This window comes from Ensifer sp. GW821-FHT05G01, from assembly GCF_059419585.1.
Genome location: NZ_JBWKSC010000015.1, coordinates 200,688 through 220,555, shown reverse-complemented (window position 1 = coordinate 220,555; position 19,868 = coordinate 200,688). Strand labels below are relative to the sequence as shown.

19 protein-coding genes are annotated in these 19,868 nt (G+C 61.5%); 3 read left to right on the top strand and 16 right to left on the bottom strand.

What is annotated here, in order from left to right:
- Positions 1–206 (bottom strand): hypothetical protein (locus AC07UR_RS29765; RefSeq protein ID WP_494700223.1); only part of this gene is annotated, 206 nt, incomplete at its 3' end.
- Positions 207–361: 155 nt separating this feature from the next.
- A complete protein-coding gene (locus AC07UR_RS29760; protein ID WP_209792022.1) occupies positions 362–799 on the bottom strand; it encodes an Lrp/AsnC family transcriptional regulator in 438 nt (145 codons plus the stop codon).
- A gap of 118 nt (positions 800–917) precedes the next feature.
- On the opposite strand from AC07UR_RS29760, the gene rocF reads away from it, so the two are divergent.
- The gene (gene rocF, locus AC07UR_RS29755; protein ID WP_209792024.1) at positions 918–1,838 is read left to right on the top strand and encodes an arginase; all 921 of its coding nucleotides are present in this window, start codon (positions 918–920) and stop codon (positions 1,836–1,838) included.
- 28 nt (positions 1,839–1,866) lie between these two features.
- Entirely contained in the window at positions 1,867–2,928 is a 1,062-nt protein-coding gene (ocd, locus tag AC07UR_RS29750) for an ornithine cyclodeaminase (RefSeq protein WP_209792026.1), read from the top strand.
- Between the two features lie 375 nt (positions 2,929–3,303).
- Here the strand turns inward: ocd and AC07UR_RS29745 are convergent, their stop codons facing one another.
- The 13 genes from AC07UR_RS29745 to AC07UR_RS29685 all read right to left on the bottom strand — a co-directional run bounded on the left by AC07UR_RS29745 (position 3,304) and on the right by AC07UR_RS29685 (position 17,466).
- Positions 3,304–4,074: an ABC transporter ATP-binding protein gene (locus AC07UR_RS29745; RefSeq protein ID WP_209792028.1), complete on the bottom strand. Its 771-nt coding sequence runs from the start codon at positions 4,072–4,074 to the stop codon at positions 3,304–3,306.
- Positions 4,071–4,922 (bottom strand): ABC transporter ATP-binding protein, encoded by an 852-nt coding sequence (locus AC07UR_RS29740; protein ID WP_209792030.1) that lies wholly within the window; start codon positions 4,920–4,922, stop codon positions 4,071–4,073. The genes AC07UR_RS29745 and AC07UR_RS29740 overlap by 4 nt, the downstream gene beginning before the upstream one ends.
- Positions 4,919–5,821: a nickel transporter permease gene (gene nikC, locus AC07UR_RS29735; protein WP_209792032.1), complete on the bottom strand. Its 903-nt coding sequence runs from the start codon at positions 5,819–5,821 to the stop codon at positions 4,919–4,921. The genes AC07UR_RS29740 and nikC overlap by 4 nt, the downstream gene beginning before the upstream one ends.
- A 9-nt stretch (positions 5,822–5,830) precedes the next feature.
- On the bottom strand, positions 5,831–6,880 hold the full coding sequence (locus AC07UR_RS29730) for an ABC transporter permease (protein WP_327795878.1): 1,050 nt from the start codon (positions 6,878–6,880) through the stop codon (positions 5,831–5,833).
- Positions 6,881–6,966: 86 nt separating this feature from the next.
- Positions 6,967–8,553 (bottom strand): ABC transporter substrate-binding protein, encoded by a 1,587-nt coding sequence (locus AC07UR_RS29725; RefSeq protein ID WP_209792034.1) that lies wholly within the window; start codon positions 8,551–8,553, stop codon positions 6,967–6,969.
- 248 nt (positions 8,554–8,801) lie between these two features.
- Positions 8,802–9,419, bottom strand: coding sequence for a helix-turn-helix domain-containing protein (locus AC07UR_RS29720; RefSeq protein ID WP_494700222.1), 618 nt, complete (start codon positions 9,417–9,419; stop codon positions 8,802–8,804).
- A 242-nt stretch (positions 9,420–9,661) separates the two neighbouring features.
- The gene (locus AC07UR_RS29715; protein WP_209792038.1) at positions 9,662–10,366 is read right to left on the bottom strand and encodes an IS6 family transposase; all 705 of its coding nucleotides are present in this window, start codon (positions 10,364–10,366) and stop codon (positions 9,662–9,664) included.
- A gap of 180 nt (positions 10,367–10,546) precedes the next feature.
- Positions 10,547–11,647, bottom strand: a complete 1,101-nt coding sequence (locus tag AC07UR_RS29710; protein ID WP_209792039.1) for a glycoside hydrolase family 88/105 protein — start codon at positions 11,645–11,647, stop codon at positions 10,547–10,549.
- A 9-nt stretch (positions 11,648–11,656) separates the two neighbouring features.
- Positions 11,657–13,210 (bottom strand): polygalacturonase PglA, encoded by a 1,554-nt coding sequence (pglA, locus tag AC07UR_RS29705; RefSeq protein ID WP_209792040.1) that lies wholly within the window; start codon positions 13,208–13,210, stop codon positions 11,657–11,659.
- A gap of 77 nt (positions 13,211–13,287) precedes the next feature.
- Positions 13,288–14,556 (bottom strand): ABC transporter substrate-binding protein, encoded by a 1,269-nt coding sequence (locus AC07UR_RS29700; RefSeq protein ID WP_209792041.1) that lies wholly within the window; start codon positions 14,554–14,556, stop codon positions 13,288–13,290.
- A 40-nt stretch (positions 14,557–14,596) separates the two neighbouring features.
- A complete protein-coding gene (locus AC07UR_RS29695; RefSeq protein ID WP_209792042.1) occupies positions 14,597–15,694 on the bottom strand; it encodes an ABC transporter ATP-binding protein in 1,098 nt (365 codons plus the stop codon).
- 2 nt (positions 15,695–15,696) lie between these two features.
- The gene (locus AC07UR_RS29690) at positions 15,697–16,578 is read right to left on the bottom strand and encodes a carbohydrate ABC transporter permease (protein ID WP_173421664.1); all 882 of its coding nucleotides are present in this window, start codon (positions 16,576–16,578) and stop codon (positions 15,697–15,699) included.
- Positions 16,579–16,584: 6 nt separating this feature from the next.
- Positions 16,585–17,466 (bottom strand): carbohydrate ABC transporter permease, encoded by an 882-nt coding sequence (locus tag AC07UR_RS29685; protein ID WP_173421663.1) that lies wholly within the window; start codon positions 17,464–17,466, stop codon positions 16,585–16,587.
- Between the two features lie 202 nt (positions 17,467–17,668).
- Here AC07UR_RS29685 and AC07UR_RS29680 point away from each other — a divergent pair, with 202 nt between their 5' ends.
- A complete protein-coding gene (locus AC07UR_RS29680) occupies positions 17,669–18,601 on the top strand; it encodes a helix-turn-helix transcriptional regulator (RefSeq protein ID WP_209792043.1) in 933 nt (310 codons plus the stop codon).
- 126 nt (positions 18,602–18,727) lie between these two features.
- On the opposite strand, the gene AC07UR_RS29675 is transcribed toward AC07UR_RS29680, so the two are convergent.
- A complete protein-coding gene (locus AC07UR_RS29675) occupies positions 18,728–19,864 on the bottom strand; it encodes a mandelate racemase/muconate lactonizing enzyme family protein (RefSeq protein ID WP_209792044.1) in 1,137 nt (378 codons plus the stop codon).
- Positions 19,865–19,868: the final 4 nt, after the last annotated feature.

Sequence of the window (19,868 nt, the reverse complement as noted above, 5' to 3'; positions counted from 1 at the left end):
AGAACTCGCCCGCCGAGTTCTTCGACAATCCGCAGCACGAGCGCACCAAGCTCTTCCTCAGCCAGATCCTGCACTAGACGAAACACATCCGTTGCGTCTTTCCGCGCGCGCGTTCCATGTCGAAATCCGCTCGATGTCTTCGCTACCCCGGCCGATTTGTCGGCCGAGGTCCGGACGCTAGCCGGCCGCGCCGCCACCACCGACAAAGCTGTCGCAATCCTCAAGGCCTCAAAGTGCCGGATGATCGTCGCCGGCAGTGGTGACGCCGATGCTCCGGCCGAGCTCGCCGCCATTGCGGAAAACGCGACGCGCCCAGCTCACCGACAAACTGTCGAAGCGAGTCTCGCAGGCCGACGCTAAGTTAGAGCTTCGCCTTCGTCGACCGCGGCGTGGACAAAAGAAGGCTCGTTTCGCTGCCCATAATGCCGGGCACGAGACGGATCTTGCGCAGCACGACATCGAAGTTGGCCAGGCTCGATGCGCTGAGTTCCACCAGCAGATCCCACCGTCCGTTCGTCGTGTGAATCTGCGAGATTTCAGGAAAGCCGCCGAGCGTGCGGATCACCCGATCGGTCACATGGCCCTCGATCTCAACCATCATCACCCCACGAACGACATCTTCAAGCGCATCAGCACGCAGCATCACCGTGTAGCCGAGGATGGTCCCGTCCTGCTCCATCCGCTCGATGCGCGCCCGCACGGTCGCCCGCGAGGCACCCGTTTCCAGCGCGAGATCCGAGACACTCCGACGCCCATTGCCGCGCAATAGCGTCACGATCTTCTGGTCGAGAGCATCCATACCAATTTGGATTCCGTTATTATCAATCTGGTCAAAATAGCATCTCGATATGCCAAAATTCAATGTTCAATCCGCCACCCAAGGCTTCTAAACTCGTGAAAACAAACGGGAGTACACTATGGAATGCACGCTCATCGGCGCGCCCCTGCAAATCGGAGCAGGGCAGCTTGGCTGCGAGATGGGGCCGAGCGCCCTGCGCATCGCTGGCCTTCGAACGGCACTGGAAGAACTGGGCCATACGGTCAAGGACAATGGCAATCTCAGCCCACGTGCGTTCGATGAGATGCCGCACCCGAACAAGGCCGTCCATCACCTCGGCGAAACGGTCGCCTGGGTCGAAGCGCTGTCGGCTGCTGCCTACGAACACAGCAAGGCGGGCATGCCTATCTTCCTCGGCGGCGACCACGCCATCTCTGCAGGCACCGTTCCGGGTCTCGCACGCCGAGCCGCCGAACTCGGGCGGCCGCTATTCGTGCTCTGGCTGGACGCCCATACCGACTTCCATACTCTCGAAACGACGCTCAGCGGCAACCTGCATGGCACACCGGTCGCGTATTATACCGGCCAGACGGGTTTCGATGGCTATTTCCCTGCCCTCGCCCATCCCGTTGCCGCAGAAAACGTCTGCATGATCGGTATCCGCAGCGTCGACACCGCCGAAAAGGCCGCCATTCGCACGACGGGCATTACGGTACACGACATGCGCGTAATCGATGAGCATGGCGTGGCCGTCCTCGTCCGCAGTTTCATCGAACGGGTCCGGGCCGCAAACGGCCTTCTACATGTCAGCTTCGATGTCGACTTCCTCGAGCCGGACATCGCGCCAGCCGTTGGCACCACGGTACCGGGAGGAGCAACCTTCCGCGAGGCGCACCTGATCATGGAGATGCTGCATGACAGCGGCCTGGTGACCAGCCTCGACATCGTCGAGCTCAATCCGTTCCTCGACGAGCGCGGCAAGACCGCACGGCTGCTCGTCGATCTCATCGCCAGCCTGATGGGCAAGAGGGTGATGGATCGCCCAACTGTTACTGGCTGATTTCGGTTATTCTTTGGTTGGAGGGAAAATGAACACTAATCCAAAACTGAACGTGGTTCCGTTCGTAAGCGTCGACCACATGATGAAACTGGTTCTGAAGGTAGGCATCGACCGGTTCCTAACGGAACTGGCGACCACCATCGAGGAAGACTTCCGCCGCTGGCCGGCCTTCGACAAGACCCCGCGCGTCGCCTCCCATTCGCAGGAAGGCGTCATCGAGCTGATGCCAACCAGCGACGGAACGCTCTACGGCTTCAAATACGTCAACGGTCATCCGAAGAACACGCGTGACGGCCGCCAGACCGTGACGGCCTTCGGTGTGCTATCGGATGTCGGCAACGGCTACCCGATGCTACTTACCGAAATGACGATCCTTACCGCGCTACGCACCGCCGCAACGTCGGCGGTGGCGGCGAAATATCTGGCCCGGCCGAACGCTCGCACCATGGCCATCATCGGCAACGGCGCACAGAGCGAATTCCAGGCTCGGGCCTTCAAGTCGTTGCTCGGCATCGACAAGCTTCGCCTCTACGATATCGATGCCTCTGCAACCAGGAAATGCGCGCGCAACCTCGCGGGCCTCGGGTTCACCATTGAGGAATGCACGTCGGTTGAAGAGGCGGTCGAGGGCGCGGACATCATCACCACGGTCACAGCGGACAAGCAGTACGCGACGATCCTCTCGGACAACCATGTCGGCCCCGGCGTCCACATCAACGCGGTGGGCGGCGACTGCCCCGGCAAGACCGAGCTCAGCAAGGACATTCTGCTGCGCTCGGACATCTTCGTCGAATATCCGCCGCAGACACGCATCGAAGGCGAAATCCAGCAGCTGCCGGCCGAGCACCCCGTCGTCGAACTCTGGCAGGTCATGACCGGTGAGACAGAGGGCCGCAAGAGCCCGGATCAGATCACGCTCTTCGACAGCGTCGGTTTTGCGATCGAGGACTTCTCCGCCCTCCGCTACGTGCGGGACCAGATTGCCGAACACGGTATGTTCACAGAACTCGACCTCCTCGCTGATCCCGACGAACCGCGCGACCTCTACGGCATGCTGCTTCGCTGCGAGAAGAAGCTCGAAGCGGCATAGACTGACGCGAAGCAATCACGTTCCCCGGTTGTCGACGGTCAAACCGGGGAACGCCAGCAGGCTCTAAGCAGCCTGATAGAGGCCAATTGAGCGCCTTGATGGGATACGAACCCGCGGCTCCTGCAGTTTTTGAATCTCATGGGTACGATGTCGACGCATATCGGCGGCTAGGCCGCGCACTCACTTTACATTTAAGTTGCCCCAAGACAGCGCAAGCATGCCGACGTTGCGCTTAGGATGTAGCCAAGATCGCTAAACTCCAGGGTCTCTCTCGCTCTTTGTTCGAGTAACAGTACGGCAATGCCGTCCGCTGCCAACGTCCGGATAAGTGCGAACACATTTTGGATAAGCTTTGGCGAAAGCGCCGCCGAGGTCTCATCCATGACGAACAGCTTCGGCCGAAGCACCAGCGCCCGCGCGATCGCGATGGCTCGCCCGGAAGAGCGTGCGGGTATAGTCGTGCTGCATGTCGCCGGCGCGCAATTGTGCGCGCGTCAGCGTTTCGACTGCGCGGGCGTTCTGCATCACCATCAATCGATCGCACATATAGGAGATGACCGCGAGGTCGTGGCTGACGATGACAAAGGTCAGGTTAAGCTCACGACGAAGGCGGTTGAGGAGGTTGAGGATTTCGGCCTGTACCGAGACGTCCAGCGCCGAGGTCGGCTCGTCGAGCAGAAGCACCTTTGGCGACAGCGACAGGGCGCGGGCTATCGCCACGCGCTGGCGTTGGCCTCCGGACAATTCGTGCGGGAAGCGAAACCGGTGTGCCGCCGTCAGCCCGATCATCTCCAGAAGCTCGGCCGTGCGGGCATCGACATCCGACATGCGGTTGATCAGCATCGGCTCGGCGATGGCCTGGCCGATCGTGTAGCGGGGATGCAGCGAGGCATAGGGGTCCTGGAACACCATCTGCGCCACGCGCACGAGATCGCGCCGCCTTCCCTTGCGTAGATCGATATCGCCGATATGGATATCACCGGTCCATTGGCGATTGAGACCCATGACCGTGCGCAAGACGGTGGATTTGCCCGAGCCGCTTTCGCCGACGAGACCGAAGCTCTCGCCGCTCTCCACCGAGAGGCTGACGTTCTGCACCGCGACGGCGCTGCCGAAATGGACGCTGAGATTGTCGATGCGGATCATAGGCGGACCTTTCCCCAGCTCGCGTCGCGCGCGAGAGTTGGCAGTGGTGTCAGCGGCCCATCGATGGCTGGCAGGCAGGCGAGCAGCCCCCGCGTATAGGGATGTACCGCCTCGTGCATGCGTCGCGCATCCAGCGTCTCGACGATCCGGCCGGCATACATGACCAGTACCCGGTCGCAGAAGCGCGAGACGAGGTTGAGGTCGTGGCTGATGAAGACAAGGCCCATGCCGCGGCGCCTGACCAGTTCATCCATGATCTCGAGCACCTGCACCTGCACCGTGACGTCGAGGGCGGACGTGGGTTCGTCAGCGATCAGCAGTTCCGGTTCGCGCACCACCATCATGGCGATCATCACCCGCTGGCCCATGCCGCCAGAGAGTTCGTGTGGATAGAGGTCGTAGACCCGCTCCGGCGCTCGGATATGCACCGCCTCCAACACCTCAAGCACCTTCTGGCGCACCTTTGCTGGCGGCAGAGATCGGGCACCGAGCCGGATCGCCTCGGCGATCTGCTTGCCGACCCGCATGACCGGGTTGAGCGAGAATTTCGGATCCTGCAGGATCATGCCCATGCGATTGCCGCGCAGCTGCCGACGTACCCGTGGCGGGGCCGAAAGCAGGTCGATACCGGCAAAGGACATGACATCGGCCGAGACGCGCGCATGCTCCGGCAGAACGCCCATCAGGGCGCGGCTGGAGAGACTTTTTCCCGAACCGCTTTCGCCGACGATACCGAGCTTTTCCCGGCCGACTTCGAAGGAGACGCCCTTGACCGCCTCGATCATTGTGCCGCCCTCGCCGGCAAAGGCGATGCGCAGGTTTTCCACGGTGACAAGCGTCTCGCTCATGCGCGCCTCCTTAAGTGCGGGTCGAGCAGGTCGCGCATGGCATCGCCCAGAAGGTTGAAGCCTAGGCTGACAATGAAAATCGCCAGGCCGGGCATGGTCGCTACCCACCACTGATCGAAGATGAATTTGCGGCCAGTCGAGATCATTGCGCCCCATTCCGGCAGCGGCGGCTGAGCGCCTAACCCGATGAAGCCGAGGCCAGCGGCCGTCAGGATGATGCCCGCCATGTCGAGCGTCATGCGCACGATCACCGAGGAGAGGCACATCGGCATGATATGGCGCAAGACGATGCGGAACTCTGAGCCGCCGGCCAGCCTCACGGCGTTGACATAGTCACTGTCGCGCACGATCAACGCTTCGGCCCGCGCCAGCCGCGCATAGGGCGGCCACGCAGTCAGCGTGATCGCCAGCGCCGCATTGACGATGCCAGGCCCGAGCGCGGCCACGAAAGCAAGTGCCAACAGCAGTTTCGGAACGGCAAGAAATACGTCGGTGATGCGCATGAACACCGCATCGACCCAGCCGCCCGACGTTCCCGCCACCGCGCCGATGATCAGGCCGATCGGAGCGGATGTCGCCACCACCAGCCCCACGATAAGCAGGGTCAGCCGGGCGCCGTAGAGGATGCGGGTGAAGATGTCACGACCCAGCTCGTCCGTGCCGAGCCAGTTCTCGAAGCTCGGCGGCGAAAGGCGATGCACGAGATCGGGCAGGTAGGGATCATGGGTCGCAAGGAGGGGCGCGAAGACTGCGCTCGCTAGCAGCACACCGAGGATGGCAAGGCCGATCATGCCGAGCGGATTACCGGCAAAACGGCGCGCGAATTTGGTAAATTCACCGAGGCGCGCGCGCCGAAGCTGGCGGCGGGTCTCGGCATGGGTGAGATTGATGGCGGTCATGGCGGCCTCCTACCGGCGGCGAAGGTTGGAGCGCGGATCGAGCATCTGGTAGACGACGTCCGAGACCATGTTGAGCAGGATGAACACGGCGCCGACCAGCACCGTACCGCCGAGCACGGCGTTGATGTCGGCCCTGAAGAGCGATGAGGCTATGTAGTTGCCGATACCCGGCCAGGCGAAGACCGTCTCGACGAGCACGGAGCCCTCCAGCAGGCCGCCGTAGGAAAGTGCGATCACCGTGACGAGCGGGATGGCGGCATTTCGCAGCGCATGCAGCATCACCGCGCGATATTCGGTCGCCCCCTTGAGGCGGGCCGTCAGCACATATTCCCGCGACAACTGGTCGAGCATCATCGAACGCGTCATGCGCGAGATGTAGGCGAGGCTGTAATAGCCGAGCAGCGCTGCCGGCAGCACGATATGGCTCAAGGCATTGCCGAAGACTTCCCACTCGCCTGACAGAAGCGAATCGATCAACAGCGAGCCGGTCACCGGTTTGACGATCCCCTGATAGAAGACGTCGATCTGGCCAGGACCGGACACCCAGTCGAGCCGGGAATAAAAGACGAAGAGACCGACCAGTCCAAGCCAGAAGATCGGCACGGAATAGCCGATGAGGCCGACAAAGCGGATCAGGTAGTCGGGCCATTTGTCGTGCCAATAGGCAGCGGCCACGCCCGCGGGCACGCCGATGAGCGTGCCGGCCAGAAGGCCGAGCGTCGCAAGCTCCAACGTCGCGGGAAAGAAGCCGGCAAGGTCCGAGAGCACGGGCCGGTTGGTGACGAAAGAGGTGCCAAAATCGCCCCGAACGAGCTTTCCGGCATAGGCGAGGAACTGCTGCCAGAGCGGCTTGTCGAGGCCCATTTCGAGGAAGACGCGCTGGTAGACCTCCTCGCTTGCCTTCTGTCCGACCACCGACAGGACCGGATCGATCGGCACAACGCGACCGATGCAAAAGGTGAGTGCCACCAGGCCAATGAGCGTGATGCCCACGGAGAGGAGAAGCGTGAGGATCCGGCCGGTGACACCGAGAACCCGGTTGATGAAAACTGCCGGCACGAACCACTCCGTCTGCTTTGCTGGGATTGACCTCGGCCGCGACCGGCGCAGGAGCACCGTTCGCGGCCGAACATGGGTTCGGACGGTTACTTGGTTACGTTCCAGTATCGGTCGTCGGCGAAGGTCTGCCCGAGGACGACACCCTTGATCGAACTGCGCACGCCGACCTTTCGGACCTGCTGGAACATGTAGAGGAAGGGCGAGGTGTCGGTATGTGCCTTCTGCAGGGTTTCATACATCGCCCGTCGCTTGTCCGTATCCTGCTCGCGCACGGCCGCCATCGCATCCTGCGACAGGCTTCCGGCCGCCCAGCCAAATCGATCGGCAAGGCCGGCGGAACCGTCCGGCGCGTCCTGCTTGTTCACGGCAAAGGCCTTGGCGTTGGAGTGCGGGTCGGGATAGTCCGGGCCCCACAAGCCGAGCCAGATGTCGAGGTTTGACGAGCGATAGCGTTCCAGCCACTGCTGGCCGTCGACCACTTCAAGGTTCAGCTTGACGCCGGCCTGCGCCATGGTCGCCTGGATCGCCTGGGCGAAGTCCGTGTAGGGCGGCGTGTTCCAGACAACGGTGTCCAGCGTGAGCTCACCCGAAATTCCGGCCTCGCCCAACAGCGCCTTCGCCTTCTCGATATCGAGCTTGTACGGATTGTAGTCGATTTCGCCGAGGAAACCCTTCGGCACCAGCGTCTGGTGGACTTCCACCGTGCCGCGCGAAATCGTGTCAGCGATGCCCTGGTAGTCGACCAGATACTTCAGCGCCTGCACGACCTTGGGCTTGGCCAGGTGCTCGTTCCTGACGTTCAGGCCCATGTAGTAGATGGTTCCGGAACGACCGTCGACGAAGCCGACGTCCGGGTTCTCCTCGATTGCGCCGAAATCATCCGGCCCGAGTTTGTTAGCGATGTCGATGTCGCCCTTTTCGAGCAACAGGCGCTGTGCGGCGCTTTCGGGAATGTGCTGGAGGAAGATCCGCTCCAGGCCTCCAGTCTCGCCGGTATAGTTGGGATTGCGGGTCAACATGATCGACTGCTTGGGCTCCCAGCGCGTCAGCACATACGGGCCGGAACCGGCGGAGTTGTCGACCTTCAGCCAGCCATTGCCGAAGTCGCCATTGACCTCGTGCTCCTGCACCAGTTTGGAATCGACGATGCCGCCGACATAGGAAGACAGACAGTAATAGAGGAACGACGGCGCATAGGTGTCACCGATCTCGATGACCAACGTCATGTCGTCGGTCGCCTTGATGCGATCCTTGACGTTCTCAGGCGTGAAGCCGAACTGGGTGAGGATGAAGGCAGAGCGCGACTTCATCTGCACGACGCGGCGTAGCGAATACTCCGCATCCCTCGCCGTCACCGGATTGCCGGAGGCGAATTTCAGCCCCGGACGCATCTTGAAGGTATGGGTCTTGCCGTCCGGCGACGCCGTCCAGCTTTCGGCGAGCACGCCGATGATCTTGCTGGAATCGTCGGTCGCTGCAGTCAGAAGCGGCTGGTAGATCTGATTTGCCGCAAGCACGCCGCCAACCTCCGAGACCTCGCCCGGATCAAGCGTGATGATGTCGTCGATGGCATCGGCCACGACGAGCGTGTTCTTCGGCGTTTCGGCCAGGGCCTGGCCAGCCGCCAACGCCAGCACAAGCGCCGCGCCATTGATCAATTTTTTCACGCGCATTTTTCCTCCTTCAGGCGTGAAGGGTTTCACCTTTCACCGCCTGCCCCCGCGTTGAGTTGTTTGAAATGCTAGTCCGCTTTCCGGCCCGGTCCTGTGACACAGACACCGCACCGACGAAGCGGCTTCCCGTCGGAGCGGCCTCCACCACTCCATCCTGAAACTTTAGTCAGGCTAAAGTTTATCGAGGGCATTTGTCAATCGCTCTCGTGATAATTTCTGGGAGAACTGAGGTGGCTTCTGCGACCCCATCACCGCTCCGGTATGATCCGCGTCGTGCCAACCCAAAGTTCCCGCGCCTCGCCCTGCCCGACATTGCGTGCACGGTGCGGCAACGATGCAGGAAAGTGTAGCGTGTCCCCTGCCGTGAGTTGATACTTGCGATCGCCGACCTCATAGAGCATCTCGCCCTCAATGACGTAGAGGAAGTCTTCGCCCTCGTGGCGTGTTACATCCGAGACGTATCCGGGAGGCATGTGCGTGATACAGCTGTTGAGAAGTGCACCGGGGAAACCGCGCTGCAAAAGTTGGTACACCCGCTCTTCCGCCTCGAGACTGTAATTGTGGCGCTCGCTCGCATGCGAGACTACGGAATGAGTACGCTGCGGCGCTTGCGGCAGAAAGGCCTCGACACTCGCATCCAAACTGGAGGCGAGATTGCAAAGCGAGATCAAAGAGGGCGTCGAAAGACCGCGCTCTACCTGACTGACAAAACCCTCACTAAGACCTGCCTCGCGCGCGACCTGCCTCATCGTCTTGCCGATTTCCTTGCGCCGCTGTCGAAGCGCACGCCCGAGTGAAACGGCAGGTGGAAAAAGAGGGGATCCCTGCGAGGCATTCTGCTGCGCCTCCCGATCGTTGAAGCTCATCTTGTATGTCCGCATTTTTCTGGCCCGGCAAAACTTTAGTGCAACTAAAGCTCCCTGTGCAAGGCAAAACAGTGGTCGGGGTGTTGATTTACGCCGACGGCTGACCCGGGTTGGCGCAGAGACATGCCGCGATTTGGGAATGTTTCGGGTGGATTTGCCGCTAGCGGGGTGATGGCATTAGCGTCAGCGGAGTTGTCACGTTATCGAGCGGTGATCGACCTACCCCCCGCGGCGCTCTGAGATCAGGCAACCGCGCCCGTCGCGACTTTCCAATGCGCCATTGCGCGGATGCGGTGAATGTGAGTGGCCAGGGCGGATAGTTTGTGATGCGGGGTGACGAAGAGATTTCGGAGCGCCGAGAAGATCGAGATGAACCGCTGCAGGCTGCCGGCTGATCGGAAACCCTGCATGGTGCGTTCTCGTTTTCTGAGCGGCAGATGAGAATTTTCCGCTCGATTGTTGAGACCCTTGTGGGCCCGGTGCTCGATAGCCGGCATAACGTCACGCTTAGCCGCGCCATACGAACGGAGCTTGTCGGTGATGATCCGCTTGGGCGGCATGCCAGCTTTCTTCAGTAGCCTGATCAGCAATCGCTTCGCGGCTTTCGTATCGCGCCGGCTTTGAACGATCTCGTCGAGAACAGAACAGTCCTGGTCAACGGCACGCCAAAGCCAGTATTTGCGGCCAGCGATGGAAACCACCACCTCGTCCAGATGCCAGACGTCCCGGTGCGACGGCCGCCGGCGACGGATTTGCTTCGCGTAGGCCGGTCCGAATTTCCGACCCCATCGCCGGATCGCTTCATACGAGACGACGATCCCGCGCTCCAGCAGCAATTCCTCGACCAGTCGCAGGCTCAGCGGGAACCGAAAGTACAACCAGACCGCATTGGCGATGGTCTGTTGCGGGAAACGGTGACGCTTGTAGCTAATGGTTGAATTCTTCATCCCACCATCTCTACGTCCCACTCACTGACAGCAGATTTATGTGACAACACCCGCAAATGTGTTGGACACCGATCGGTGCTCATCGGGTTCTTCAAGTCCGAGCCGCCGTCGCGGACGGCCGTCTCAAACAGGCAAAATTCGACCTCGCAGCCTAACCCCCAGCTTTTTTCCCGCTCCCCTTCAGGACGCTGCCATCAGGCTTTCGGCATAGGCCATCATCAGCGGACCAACACCTTTGGCGTCATCGGCAACGACAGGCTCAGTGAGATAGTAACCCGGGGAACCGTCGCGATAGTTGCCCTCGAAACCGCCAAGACCGGCAACGTGGACGATGGTTGTGAAACGAGTGATGCCTTCAACATCCGCAACGATCCGGGTATTCTGAAGGGCATCGAGCGCTTGTCTGCCCGCCGCGGCCGAGGCTTCAGTCCGATCCGGCTCGAGCAGACCATGGCGGGCAGCGCGCATGAGCGCATAGGCGAACATCGCCGAAGCTGAACTCTCCTCATAATTGCCTTCGAGGTCCGGCGCGTCGAGCACCTGCAGCCAGAGACCGGTGGAAGTCACCTGTCGGCTCGTGATCTCCGTTAGAAGACGGCCGGTGCGCTGGCGCAGGGAAGCGGTGGCCTCGTCGGCCGGCAGCATGACCAATGAATCGACCAGTGCCATCGCCAGCCAGCCGACCGCGCGCGCCCAGACGGCGGGAGACTGACCGGTCGCCGGGTCCGCCCAGCGCTGTTGACGGCTGTCGTCATAGCCATGGACGTAGAGGCCGCCCGAGGTGGCCGTTAATGCCATAGCCGTCGAGAACTGCTGCAGCGCGTCGGCGATCAGGCCGGCGCGGCCCGTCGATTTGCCGTACTCGATCTGGAACGGCAGCCCCATGTAGAGCCCGTCCAGCCAGACCTGATGCGGATAACGCTTCTTGTGCCAGTAGTTGCCGGCAGCGATGCGGGGATGGCTTTGCAATTGCCCGGCCAGACGGTCCGCGGCCAGACGATAGCGCGGATCGTCAGCCTCTTTGGCGAGCGCGAACAGCGAGCGTCCGGCAAGAATGTGGTCGATGTTGTATTCATGAGGATCGTAGCCCGAAAGTGCACCGTCAGGTGCGATCTGCGGATCTGCAAGGCGGTGCAGATGCGCTTTCCAGCGCGCATCGCCTGTCGCCTCGAAGAGGTGAATGAGGCCGCGATAGACGCATCCATCCTCGTAACACCAGCTACCCCCCTTGTAGCGGGTGTAGCGCTTGGCGAATTCATCGAAATAGTCTGTCGGGTTCACGGGCAGATCTCATTCAAAGGAAAGGGAGATTGATGCGGCACTGAGCAAGGCGGGGTCGTCGCAGTCGATCTCGGCTCGCTCGGCGACGATCGCCTCGTGACGCATGGGCCTGACGCGATCGGCCATGATCGGCGGCGTCGCGATTGCATCGGGGTCATGCGAGACGATCTGCAGGCGGCGGATGCTGATGTTGCGGATCGGGGCTTCGGGTAGACCGAGAAACACGCCTGCCGCGTGAGCGAGCCCACGGATCTCGACGTCCTCTATGGCTACGCCATCGATGACCGGTGTCGCGGAACTGACGGCTGCCGGCTCACGGCTCTGCACCCAGGGATCGTGGCCGTCGGCATCGCAATGGTAGTGGGCGTTGGCCGAGAGCGCGGTTTCGACGCCATCCAGACGCACACGGCACATGGCGATATTGGTGATCGACCCGCCGCGACCGCGACGGGTCTTCAGCCGCAGGCCGCGATCCGTGCCGATCATCTCGCAATCCTCGACGCAGACGTCATGCACACCACCGGACATCTCCGAGCCGATCACCAGCCCGCCATGGCCGCGTTCCATCAGGCAATGGCTGACGCGAACGTTGCGTGTTTCCATCAGGTGATCATCCTCGCCGTTCGGACCACGCTTGCCGGCCTTGACCGCGATGCAATCGTCGCCGACCGAGAAACGCACACCTGTAATCGTGACATCGCGGCAGCTTTCAGGGTTGAAACCATCGGTGTTCGGGCTGTCTGGTGGCGCGATTATCGTCAGTCCGGCAGCCGTCAGACGCTCGCAACCCTGCGGATGGATGGTCCAGGACGGCGCGTTGCGGATGGTGAATCCGAGCAGGGTTACGTCACGGCAGGAAATCAGATGCAGGCCGCGTGGGCGCCGTGCGCTGTCTCGCGTTTCTTTCGGCCAGCTCCACCAGTCGCCCCTGTCACCGGAGCCATCGAGGGCACCACGGCCCTCGATCACCAGATTTTCCGCCGAGGCGGCATGCACGGGCGCGGCAAAACAGGCAGCAGGCAACCCTTCCCAGCTACCGAGCATGCGGCCGCAATGATCGCGCGATGCCAGGATGGGCCAACCGGTACGCCCGGATGGCGCTCGCAAGGTCGCTCCTTCAGCGAGATGCAGGGTCATCTGCCCCTTGAGCGTGATCGGGAACGCCGTCCATAGGCCTCGCCCGAGATAAAGCGTACCGCCGCTCGGGACTGTTGCGATCGCATCCGCAAGTGCTTTGACATTGGCGACGGCGCCATCGAGATCGTCGGGCGCGATATCGGGCACGAGACCAAAATCGGCGGCATCGACGAGACCTGCGCAGGGCGCGGTTTGGAAAACCACCGGCAGAAACCCTTCCGCCTCGAAGACGTAGCGGCGCGCAGGGTGAAGTCCATGCAGCAGGGTGACGGCGGTATCGGCCACTCCCTGCTGCAAGTCCCGGTCGTCATCCGGCGACGACAACCGCCAGGCCGCTTTTTCGCAAAGCCAATAAAGCGCACCGGGCCCCGGCAGGCATAGCGCCGCCGTTCGCGCCGAGCGCGCGATGATGGAAGGTTGGATCATATCTTGCCTCGTGTTCCGTGCCCGTCAGACGGGCGCAAGTCCCGCCGCGGTCGCCCGCGGCGGGGCAGTGTTGGCGGTCAGTCGAACTCGGCGAGAACGTCGTTCACAGTGTCGATGATCTGCTGGGCACCCTCTTCTGCAGTGATCTGGCCGTAAGCATATTCTTCGAGCGTATCGATGAAGGCGGCCCGGATTTCCGGATGCTCGTTGAAGGGCGAGACCGACGGCCCGGTCGAGGCCATGACGATGGCGTTGGCAGCACGAACCTCAGCCTCACCCTTGTCGCCAAGCCGGGCTGCGGCGGCCTTCGACGCGGGAAGCCCGCGCGATGTGCCAAGAGCGTCGATGCCTTCCGGCTCGTTCAGCAGGCAGTTGACGATCTCAGCGGCGGCCTCCGGGTTCTTCGAGTTCCTGGAGATGGAGAACACCATGGACGGTTTGCGATAGACGCCTTCGGTCACGGCGTCCGCCAGCTTCAGCATCGGCACGGGTTTCAGCACCTGGCCGTCTTTCAGCGGATCGGCGTATTTGGAATAGGTGGAATCCCATTCATAGGAACCAGCGACCTTGCCTTCAGCCCAGGCAGGCTTCTCGAACAGGTTGACGTTGCCGTCGGCTGCCTCTTCCTTTTGAGAACGGATTGCGCCGGTCTCCACCAGCTTGCCGAGGAAGGAAATGCCTTCGGCGAGCTCCTCGGGCGTCCAGGCGACGCGATTGTTCGTCTGATCGACAAGATCCTTCCCGGTCTTCTGCACGACGGCAAGGGTTACCAGCAGCTGCGCGGTCTCCTTGACGGCATTGAAGGTGTAATGGTCCTTGCCGAGCTTCTCCTTGATGGTCGCGGTCGCGGCAAAGAACTCGTCCCAATTCTTGGGGATACTGACACCGGCCTTCTCGAACGTGGTTGCGTTGAAGAAGAACACACGTCCCGTCGTCGAGACCGAAAGCCCCTGCAGAACGCCGTTCATAGAGCCGGCGGCGAGATCTCCCTCCGTCCAGTTCGCCAGATCGATCGCCTTCAACTGGCGCAGATCAGCGAAACCTTCGCCGTTCTTGGAAAACAAAGGCAACCAGGGCCAGTTGACCTGGATAATGTCGGCCTCGGTCCTGCCAGCCATCTGTGTCGTCAGTTTTTCGAGATAGCCGTCGAAGCCGGTAAATTCGCCCTTGACCGTATGGCCGTATTTCTGGCCGCAGGCGGCGGTCGCCTTTTGGGTGGCCACGTGACGGCTGTCGCCGCCCCACCAGGCCATGCGCAGTTCGGCCGCTCCAGCAGCCGGTGCACAGAGCGAAAGCGCGCCGTAGGCGACGCCGGTCAATGCAGCCAAGGTTCTCGCAGTCTTCATAGTTCTCCTCCTTCTTGATACAGGGCTCAACGCCGCCTCCTCACAGCGAGACGTTGCGGCCGTCGGTCTTGTCGAAAATGTGCAATCGGTCCAGGTCGGGACGCAGGCGGATCTTCTCCGAGCGCCCCAGCGTCTCGAAATCGGCTGCGCCAACGACACTCACAACCCTGTGACCTTCCAGGTCGGCATGGAGATAGACTTCGTGGCCCATGAACTCCGCGTTGGCGAGTTTCGCCGTGAACGCAGCGGGACCGTCGGCGACGAGCGAAAGGTGTTGCGGGCGCATGCCGACCACGGCCTCTACCGGGCGGGCCGAAAGCCGGCCCTCCAGCTGCGCTCCGAGCGGCAGGCTCCGGCTGCCGATCGAGAAGGACGAACCGTCAAGCTTCGCATCGATGAGGTTCATCTCCGGACTGCCGATGAAACCGGCGACGAACAGGTTCGCCGGACGTTCATAGAGTTCCTTCGGCGTCGCAACCTGCATGATGTGTCCTGCTTGCATGACGCAGATGCGGTCGCCCATCGTCATGGCTTCGGTCTGGTCATGCGTCACGTAGATGACCGTCGACGACAGGCCATCAGCCTTCAGCTTGCGATGCAGGTCGGTGATGCGCACCCGCATCGAAGCGCGCAATTTTGCGTCGAGGTTGGACAGCGGCTCGTCGAACAGAAACACGCCCGGCTTCTTGATCAGTGCACGCCCGAGTGCCACGCGCTGGGCCTGACCGCCCGAGAGCTGCTTGGGCAGCCGGTCGAGCAATGGCTCGATCTCGAGAATCCTGGCGACCTGTTCAATGGCGGCGTCGATCTCCGCCTTCGGTTTTCCGGCGATCTTCAGCCCGAAGGCGAGGTTGCCCCTCACCTTCATGTGCGGATAGAGCGCGTAGTTCTGGAACACCATGGCGATCGAGCGCTTGCCGGGCGGCAGATCGTTAACGCGTCGATCGCCAATGACGACCTCCCCGCCGGAAATCTCCTCCAGACCCGCCACCATGCGCAGTGTGGTCGACTTGGCGCAGCCGGACGGGCCGACAAAAACCATGAACTCGCCGTCGTCGATATCGAGGTTGATGCCATGGACCGCCTTGAAGGCGTTGCCATAGACCTTTTCGAGATTTTTCAGTTGAACCTTAGCCATGTTCAGCCCTTGATCCCCCCGGAGGAGATCCCTTCGATGAAGTAGCGTTGTGCAGCGAAGAAGACGATCAACGCGGGGGCGATCGTCAGCACCGACATCGCGAGGATGCGGTTCCATTCGAAAGCCTCCGTCGTGTCGATAGAAAGCTTGAGAGCGAGACTGACCGGATACTTGTCCACCGAGGACAAGTAGATCAGCGGCCCGAGGAAGTCGTTCATGGTCCACATGAACTGGAACAGGCACACCGAGATCAGTGCCGGAGCGAGCATCGGCACAACGATGTAGACCAGCGTCTGGAGACTGTTGGCCCCATCGACCCGTGCTGCCTCCTCCATGTCTGTCGGCAACGAGCGCAGGAACTGCACCAGCATGAAGACGAAGAAGGCGTCGCCGGCGAGTGCCGAGGGTACCCAGAGCGGCAGGAAGCTGTCGAGCCAGCCGAGGTCGCGGAACAGGATATACTGCGGAATGCGGGTGACGACATTGGGCAACAGCAGGATCGCGATCACCGAACCGAACAGGATCTTCTTCAGGGGGAAATCGAACCGCGCGAAAGCATAGGCCGCCAGCGTGCAGGAGATGGCGGTGCCGATCACCTTTGGCAGAATGATCAGGAACGAATTCCAGAAGAAGCGGCCGAACGTGTAGGGCGTCGATGTCTGCCAGCCCTTGATGTAGCCATCGGCAGTCGGGTTCTTCGGCAGAAAGCCCGCTCCTGCGAAGATTTCCGAGTTCGTCTTGAAGCTCGCGCCGACCAGCCAGATCAGCGGATAGAGCATCACGAAGCCGACCGCGAAGAGCAGGATGTAGCGGATCGCCGTCGAGATCAGGTTGAGCCTTGCGCGGCGTGCGGCCTGGCGGTCGTTGAAGGTAAGATCGGTCATATCAGATCAGCTCCGCTTGTCGCCGGCGTAGAAAACCCACTTCTTGGAAGACCAGAAGGCAACGAGGGTGAGCACGGTTATGATGGTGAAGAGCACCCAGGCGATGGACGAGGCATAGCCCATGTTGAACTTCTTGAAGGCCTCGTCATAGATGTAGAGCGGCAGGAGATAGGTCGACTTCAGGGGGCCGCCCTGCGTGATGATGTAAGGACCGTTGAACTCCTGGAACGCCTGAACCATCTGCATGATCAGATTGAAGAAGATGACCGGCGTCAGCAGCGGCAGGGTGATGAAGAAGAAGGTCCGCACCTTGCCGGCGCCGTCGATGGCCGCCGCCTCGTAGAGCGACTTGTCGATCGACTGCAAGGCCGCGAGGAAGATCACCATGGCCGAACCGAACTGCCAGCAGCGCAGAAGCGTGATGGTGAAAAGCGCGTTGGTCGGATCACCAAACCAGTCGACCGGGGAAAGCCCGAGCGTCGCCAATGCCATGTTGGCAAGGCCTTCTGTGGCGAAGATGTAGCGCCAGAGAACGGCAATCGCGATCGAGCCGCCGAGGATCGAAGGCACGTAGAACGCGGTCCGGAACAGCCCGATGAACATCAGCTTGTAGTTCAGGATCGCCGCGATGAAGAGCGCGAAGGCGAGCTTCAGGGGCACCGTCAGGAAGACGTAAAGCAGCGTGACGTTCAGCGACTTGATGAAGGTTCGGTCGCGTGTGAACAGCCGCTCGTAGTTGGCAAGCCCTGTCCATCGCGGTTCGCTCATCAGGTCATAGTTGGTGAAGCTCAGATAAAGCGAGCCGATGAACGGGATCGCCGTAAAGACCAGAAGTCCGACGATGTAGGGAGTGAGATAGCCCAGCCCCAAAAGACGCTGCATCTTCATGGCCTCCCTCCCGGGCAGCACCTGAGCGCAGTGAACGTAGATGCAATTTTGTACAAATCAGGCTCCCAATTCGGCGCAGGAAACGTGGACGGCAACGCCTCAACCTATCCCGTGAACCGATCTCCTCCCCAGAAGAAGCGGTTTATGCGGTGACATTCTCGTATTTTCAGATCAGAATGAATTCACAAAGAGAAGGAAAAAGATGGACGAAATCGAAGGTGGAATTCTTTCAGCGATCCCGCCCGCCGCGTTGACGCTCAACCTGACGCGCGCGGCGATCCGCATGGAGCATTCGCAAACCTGGAGGATCGACAAATCCAACCCGGTCGACGATCTCGTCATCTGCCTCGAGGGCCGCGGCCACTATCTGATCGACGGCGAGCCATGCGTCATGGAACCGGGCGATGCGATGCTGATCCGCGGCGGCCAACGCTTCGTCGGCTGGAACGAGGGGCGTGAAACATACATCGGCGTCGCGCAGCATTTCACCCTCGACATCTACGGTCGTCATAACCTGATCGCGCAGATGAACCTGAGACCGAAACTGCAACTGAGCCGTTGGTCGTTTCTCGAGCCGATCGCGCGCCATTATCGCCAGAGCGCGCAGCCCTCGTCCGTCTCGCTCGGCCAGCATCACCTTTTCATGGTTCTGCTCATCGCCTTCATCGAGGATGCCTTTCTCGGCTGGCGCGACCATGCCACCTACCAGCCGGAGGGAGCAGACGCGATCGATCTCGCGGTGATGAAGGCTGCAACGATGATCTCGGCCCATCCGCTCGATCCGGAGATTGCCGCAAAGGCCGTCGACACCTCACCCTACAACGCCGATTATTTCCTGCGCGAGTTCCAGAAGCGGGTGGGCCGCACGCCGCGCAAGTACCAGGAGCTCAAGCGCATGGAGCGCGCCATGCATTTTCTCGAAGGTGGGCTTTCCGTTGCGGCGGCGGCTGCGGAAGTCGGCTATGCCGACCCCTATTACTTCTCGCGCATGTTCAAGCGCACGCTTGGCCTCAGCCCCCGCGGCCATATGAACAAGGTTCACCAGAGCCGACACGGTGGCTTGCTGCAACTGGACGAGCCGGAACAGGAAACCCGCCTTGCCACGACCCGCGCAATGGAGAAGCGCCGGTCGTAGGCCGTTCTACGACCGGATCGACTTTACATTCTGAAGACAACAAGTGCGGCTGCGGGGATGGCAAACTTTCCCAGAGGTGTGAAGCGGGCATTCTCTGGACGCCGAAAGCGATGAACGCGGCCCTCGTCAGGTTCCCGGCATCTTGAATTCGACGAGCGCACTGCGATTGACCTCGATCCCGAGGCCTGGCCCGTCTGGAATGGCAACCACCCCGTTGACGGCTTCGAGCGGCGTCTTCAACACTGCCTGACGGAACGGGTTTTCCGTGCGGTCGAATTCCATGATCGGCTCAACCGGATTGACGCGAACCGGATCAGGCACCATCGCCGCCATGAATTGCAGCGCGGCCGCGATCTGCACGCCCGTTCCCCAGACATGCGGTACGATGCGAATGCCATAAAGCGTCGCTAGGCTCGCGATCTTCTGGGCTTCGGAAAAGCCGCCGCAGCCGCACAGGTCGGGCTGGAGAATATCGACCGCGCGGCTCTCGAGCGCGGACCACATGCCGAAGCGCGTATGCCAGGTCTCGCCGCCGGCAATCGGGATCGGCTGGGATGTGCGGACATCCCGATAGGCCGAGAGTTGCTCGGGCACGACCGGTTCCTCGAACCAGTCGATGCCATATTCCGCTGCCGCCTTGCCCAGCCGAACGGCTTCGGTGACCGTGTAGCCATGGTTGGCGTCGATCATCAGCCGCATGTGGGCGCCGATCGCCTCGCGCACTGCGCGGATGACCTCCAGATCCTCGTCAACGCCGAAACCGATCTTGATCTTGCAGGCATGGAACCCCCGCGAGCGTCGCTCCGCCATTTCACTGGCATTATCGGATACCCGGTCGACGCCGTCGCGCTTGAAGCTGCCCGTCGCATAGGCGCACACGCTTTCGCGCCAGCGCCCGCCGAGCAGCATGGAGATCGAGGCGCCGTAGTGCTTGCCCTTGATATCCCATAACGCGATATCGACGCCCGACAGCGCAGTGATCGTCAGACCGCGCTGTCCCTGATCGCGCAGTGCATTGTAGAGCACCGCCCAGATCTTCTCGGTCTGGCGCGGATCCTGACCAATCAGCCAGTTGGAATAGGCTGCGACCACCGCCGCATTGGGCCGGGCCGGGCCGAGACATTCGCCCCAGCCCGTCGTTCCGTCATCGCATTCGATCTCCACCAGCACATGGGCGCGCCGGTCAAAGCGCATCGAGGCGCTTTCGAACGGCGTGCCAAGCCGATGTTCCAGGAGATGGGTGCGAACGGCGGTGATCTTCATCGAG

What these genes read in the sequence shown, in the direction of transcription:
- AC07UR_RS29760 (WP_209792022.1), bottom strand. Translation starts at nt 799, where the DNA reads ATGGATGCTCTCGACCAGAAGATCGTGACGCTATTGCGCGGCAATGGG.
- rocF (WP_209792024.1), top strand. Translation starts at nt 918, where the DNA reads ATGGAATGCACGCTCATCGGCGCGCCCCTGCAAATCGGAGCAGGGCAG.
- ocd (WP_209792026.1), top strand. Translation starts at nt 1,867, where the DNA reads ATGAACACTAATCCAAAACTGAACGTGGTTCCGTTCGTAAGCGTCGAC.
- AC07UR_RS29745 (WP_209792028.1), bottom strand. Translation starts at nt 4,074, where the DNA reads ATGATCCGCATCGACAATCTCAGCGTCCATTTCGGCAGCGCCGTCGCG.
- AC07UR_RS29740 (WP_209792030.1), bottom strand. Translation starts at nt 4,922, where the DNA reads ATGAGCGAGACGCTTGTCACCGTGGAAAACCTGCGCATCGCCTTTGCC.
- nikC (WP_209792032.1), bottom strand. Translation starts at nt 5,821, where the DNA reads ATGACCGCCATCAATCTCACCCATGCCGAGACCCGCCGCCAGCTTCGG.
- AC07UR_RS29725 (WP_209792034.1), bottom strand. Translation starts at nt 8,553, where the DNA reads ATGCGCGTGAAAAAATTGATCAATGGCGCGGCGCTTGTGCTGGCGTTG.
- AC07UR_RS29720 (WP_494700222.1), bottom strand. Translation starts at nt 9,419, where the DNA reads ATGAGCTTCAACGATCGGGAGGCGCAGCAGAATGCCTCGCAGGGATCC.
- AC07UR_RS29715 (WP_209792038.1), bottom strand. Translation starts at nt 10,366, where the DNA reads ATGAAGAATTCAACCATTAGCTACAAGCGTCACCGTTTCCCGCAACAG.
- pglA (WP_209792040.1), bottom strand. Translation starts at nt 13,210, where the DNA reads ATGATCCAACCTTCCATCATCGCGCGCTCGGCGCGAACGGCGGCGCTA.
- AC07UR_RS29700 (WP_209792041.1), bottom strand. Translation starts at nt 14,556, where the DNA reads ATGAAGACTGCGAGAACCTTGGCTGCATTGACCGGCGTCGCCTACGGC.
- AC07UR_RS29695 (WP_209792042.1), bottom strand. Translation starts at nt 15,694, where the DNA reads ATGGCTAAGGTTCAACTGAAAAATCTCGAAAAGGTCTATGGCAACGCC.
- AC07UR_RS29690 (WP_173421664.1), bottom strand. Translation starts at nt 16,578, where the DNA reads ATGACCGATCTTACCTTCAACGACCGCCAGGCCGCACGCCGCGCAAGG.
- AC07UR_RS29685 (WP_173421663.1), bottom strand. Translation starts at nt 17,466, where the DNA reads ATGAAGATGCAGCGTCTTTTGGGGCTGGGCTATCTCACTCCCTACATC.
- AC07UR_RS29680 (WP_209792043.1), top strand. Translation starts at nt 17,669, where the DNA reads ATGGACGAAATCGAAGGTGGAATTCTTTCAGCGATCCCGCCCGCCGCG.
- AC07UR_RS29675 (WP_209792044.1), bottom strand. Translation starts at nt 19,864, where the DNA reads ATGAAGATCACCGCCGTTCGCACCCATCTCCTGGAACATCGGCTTGGC.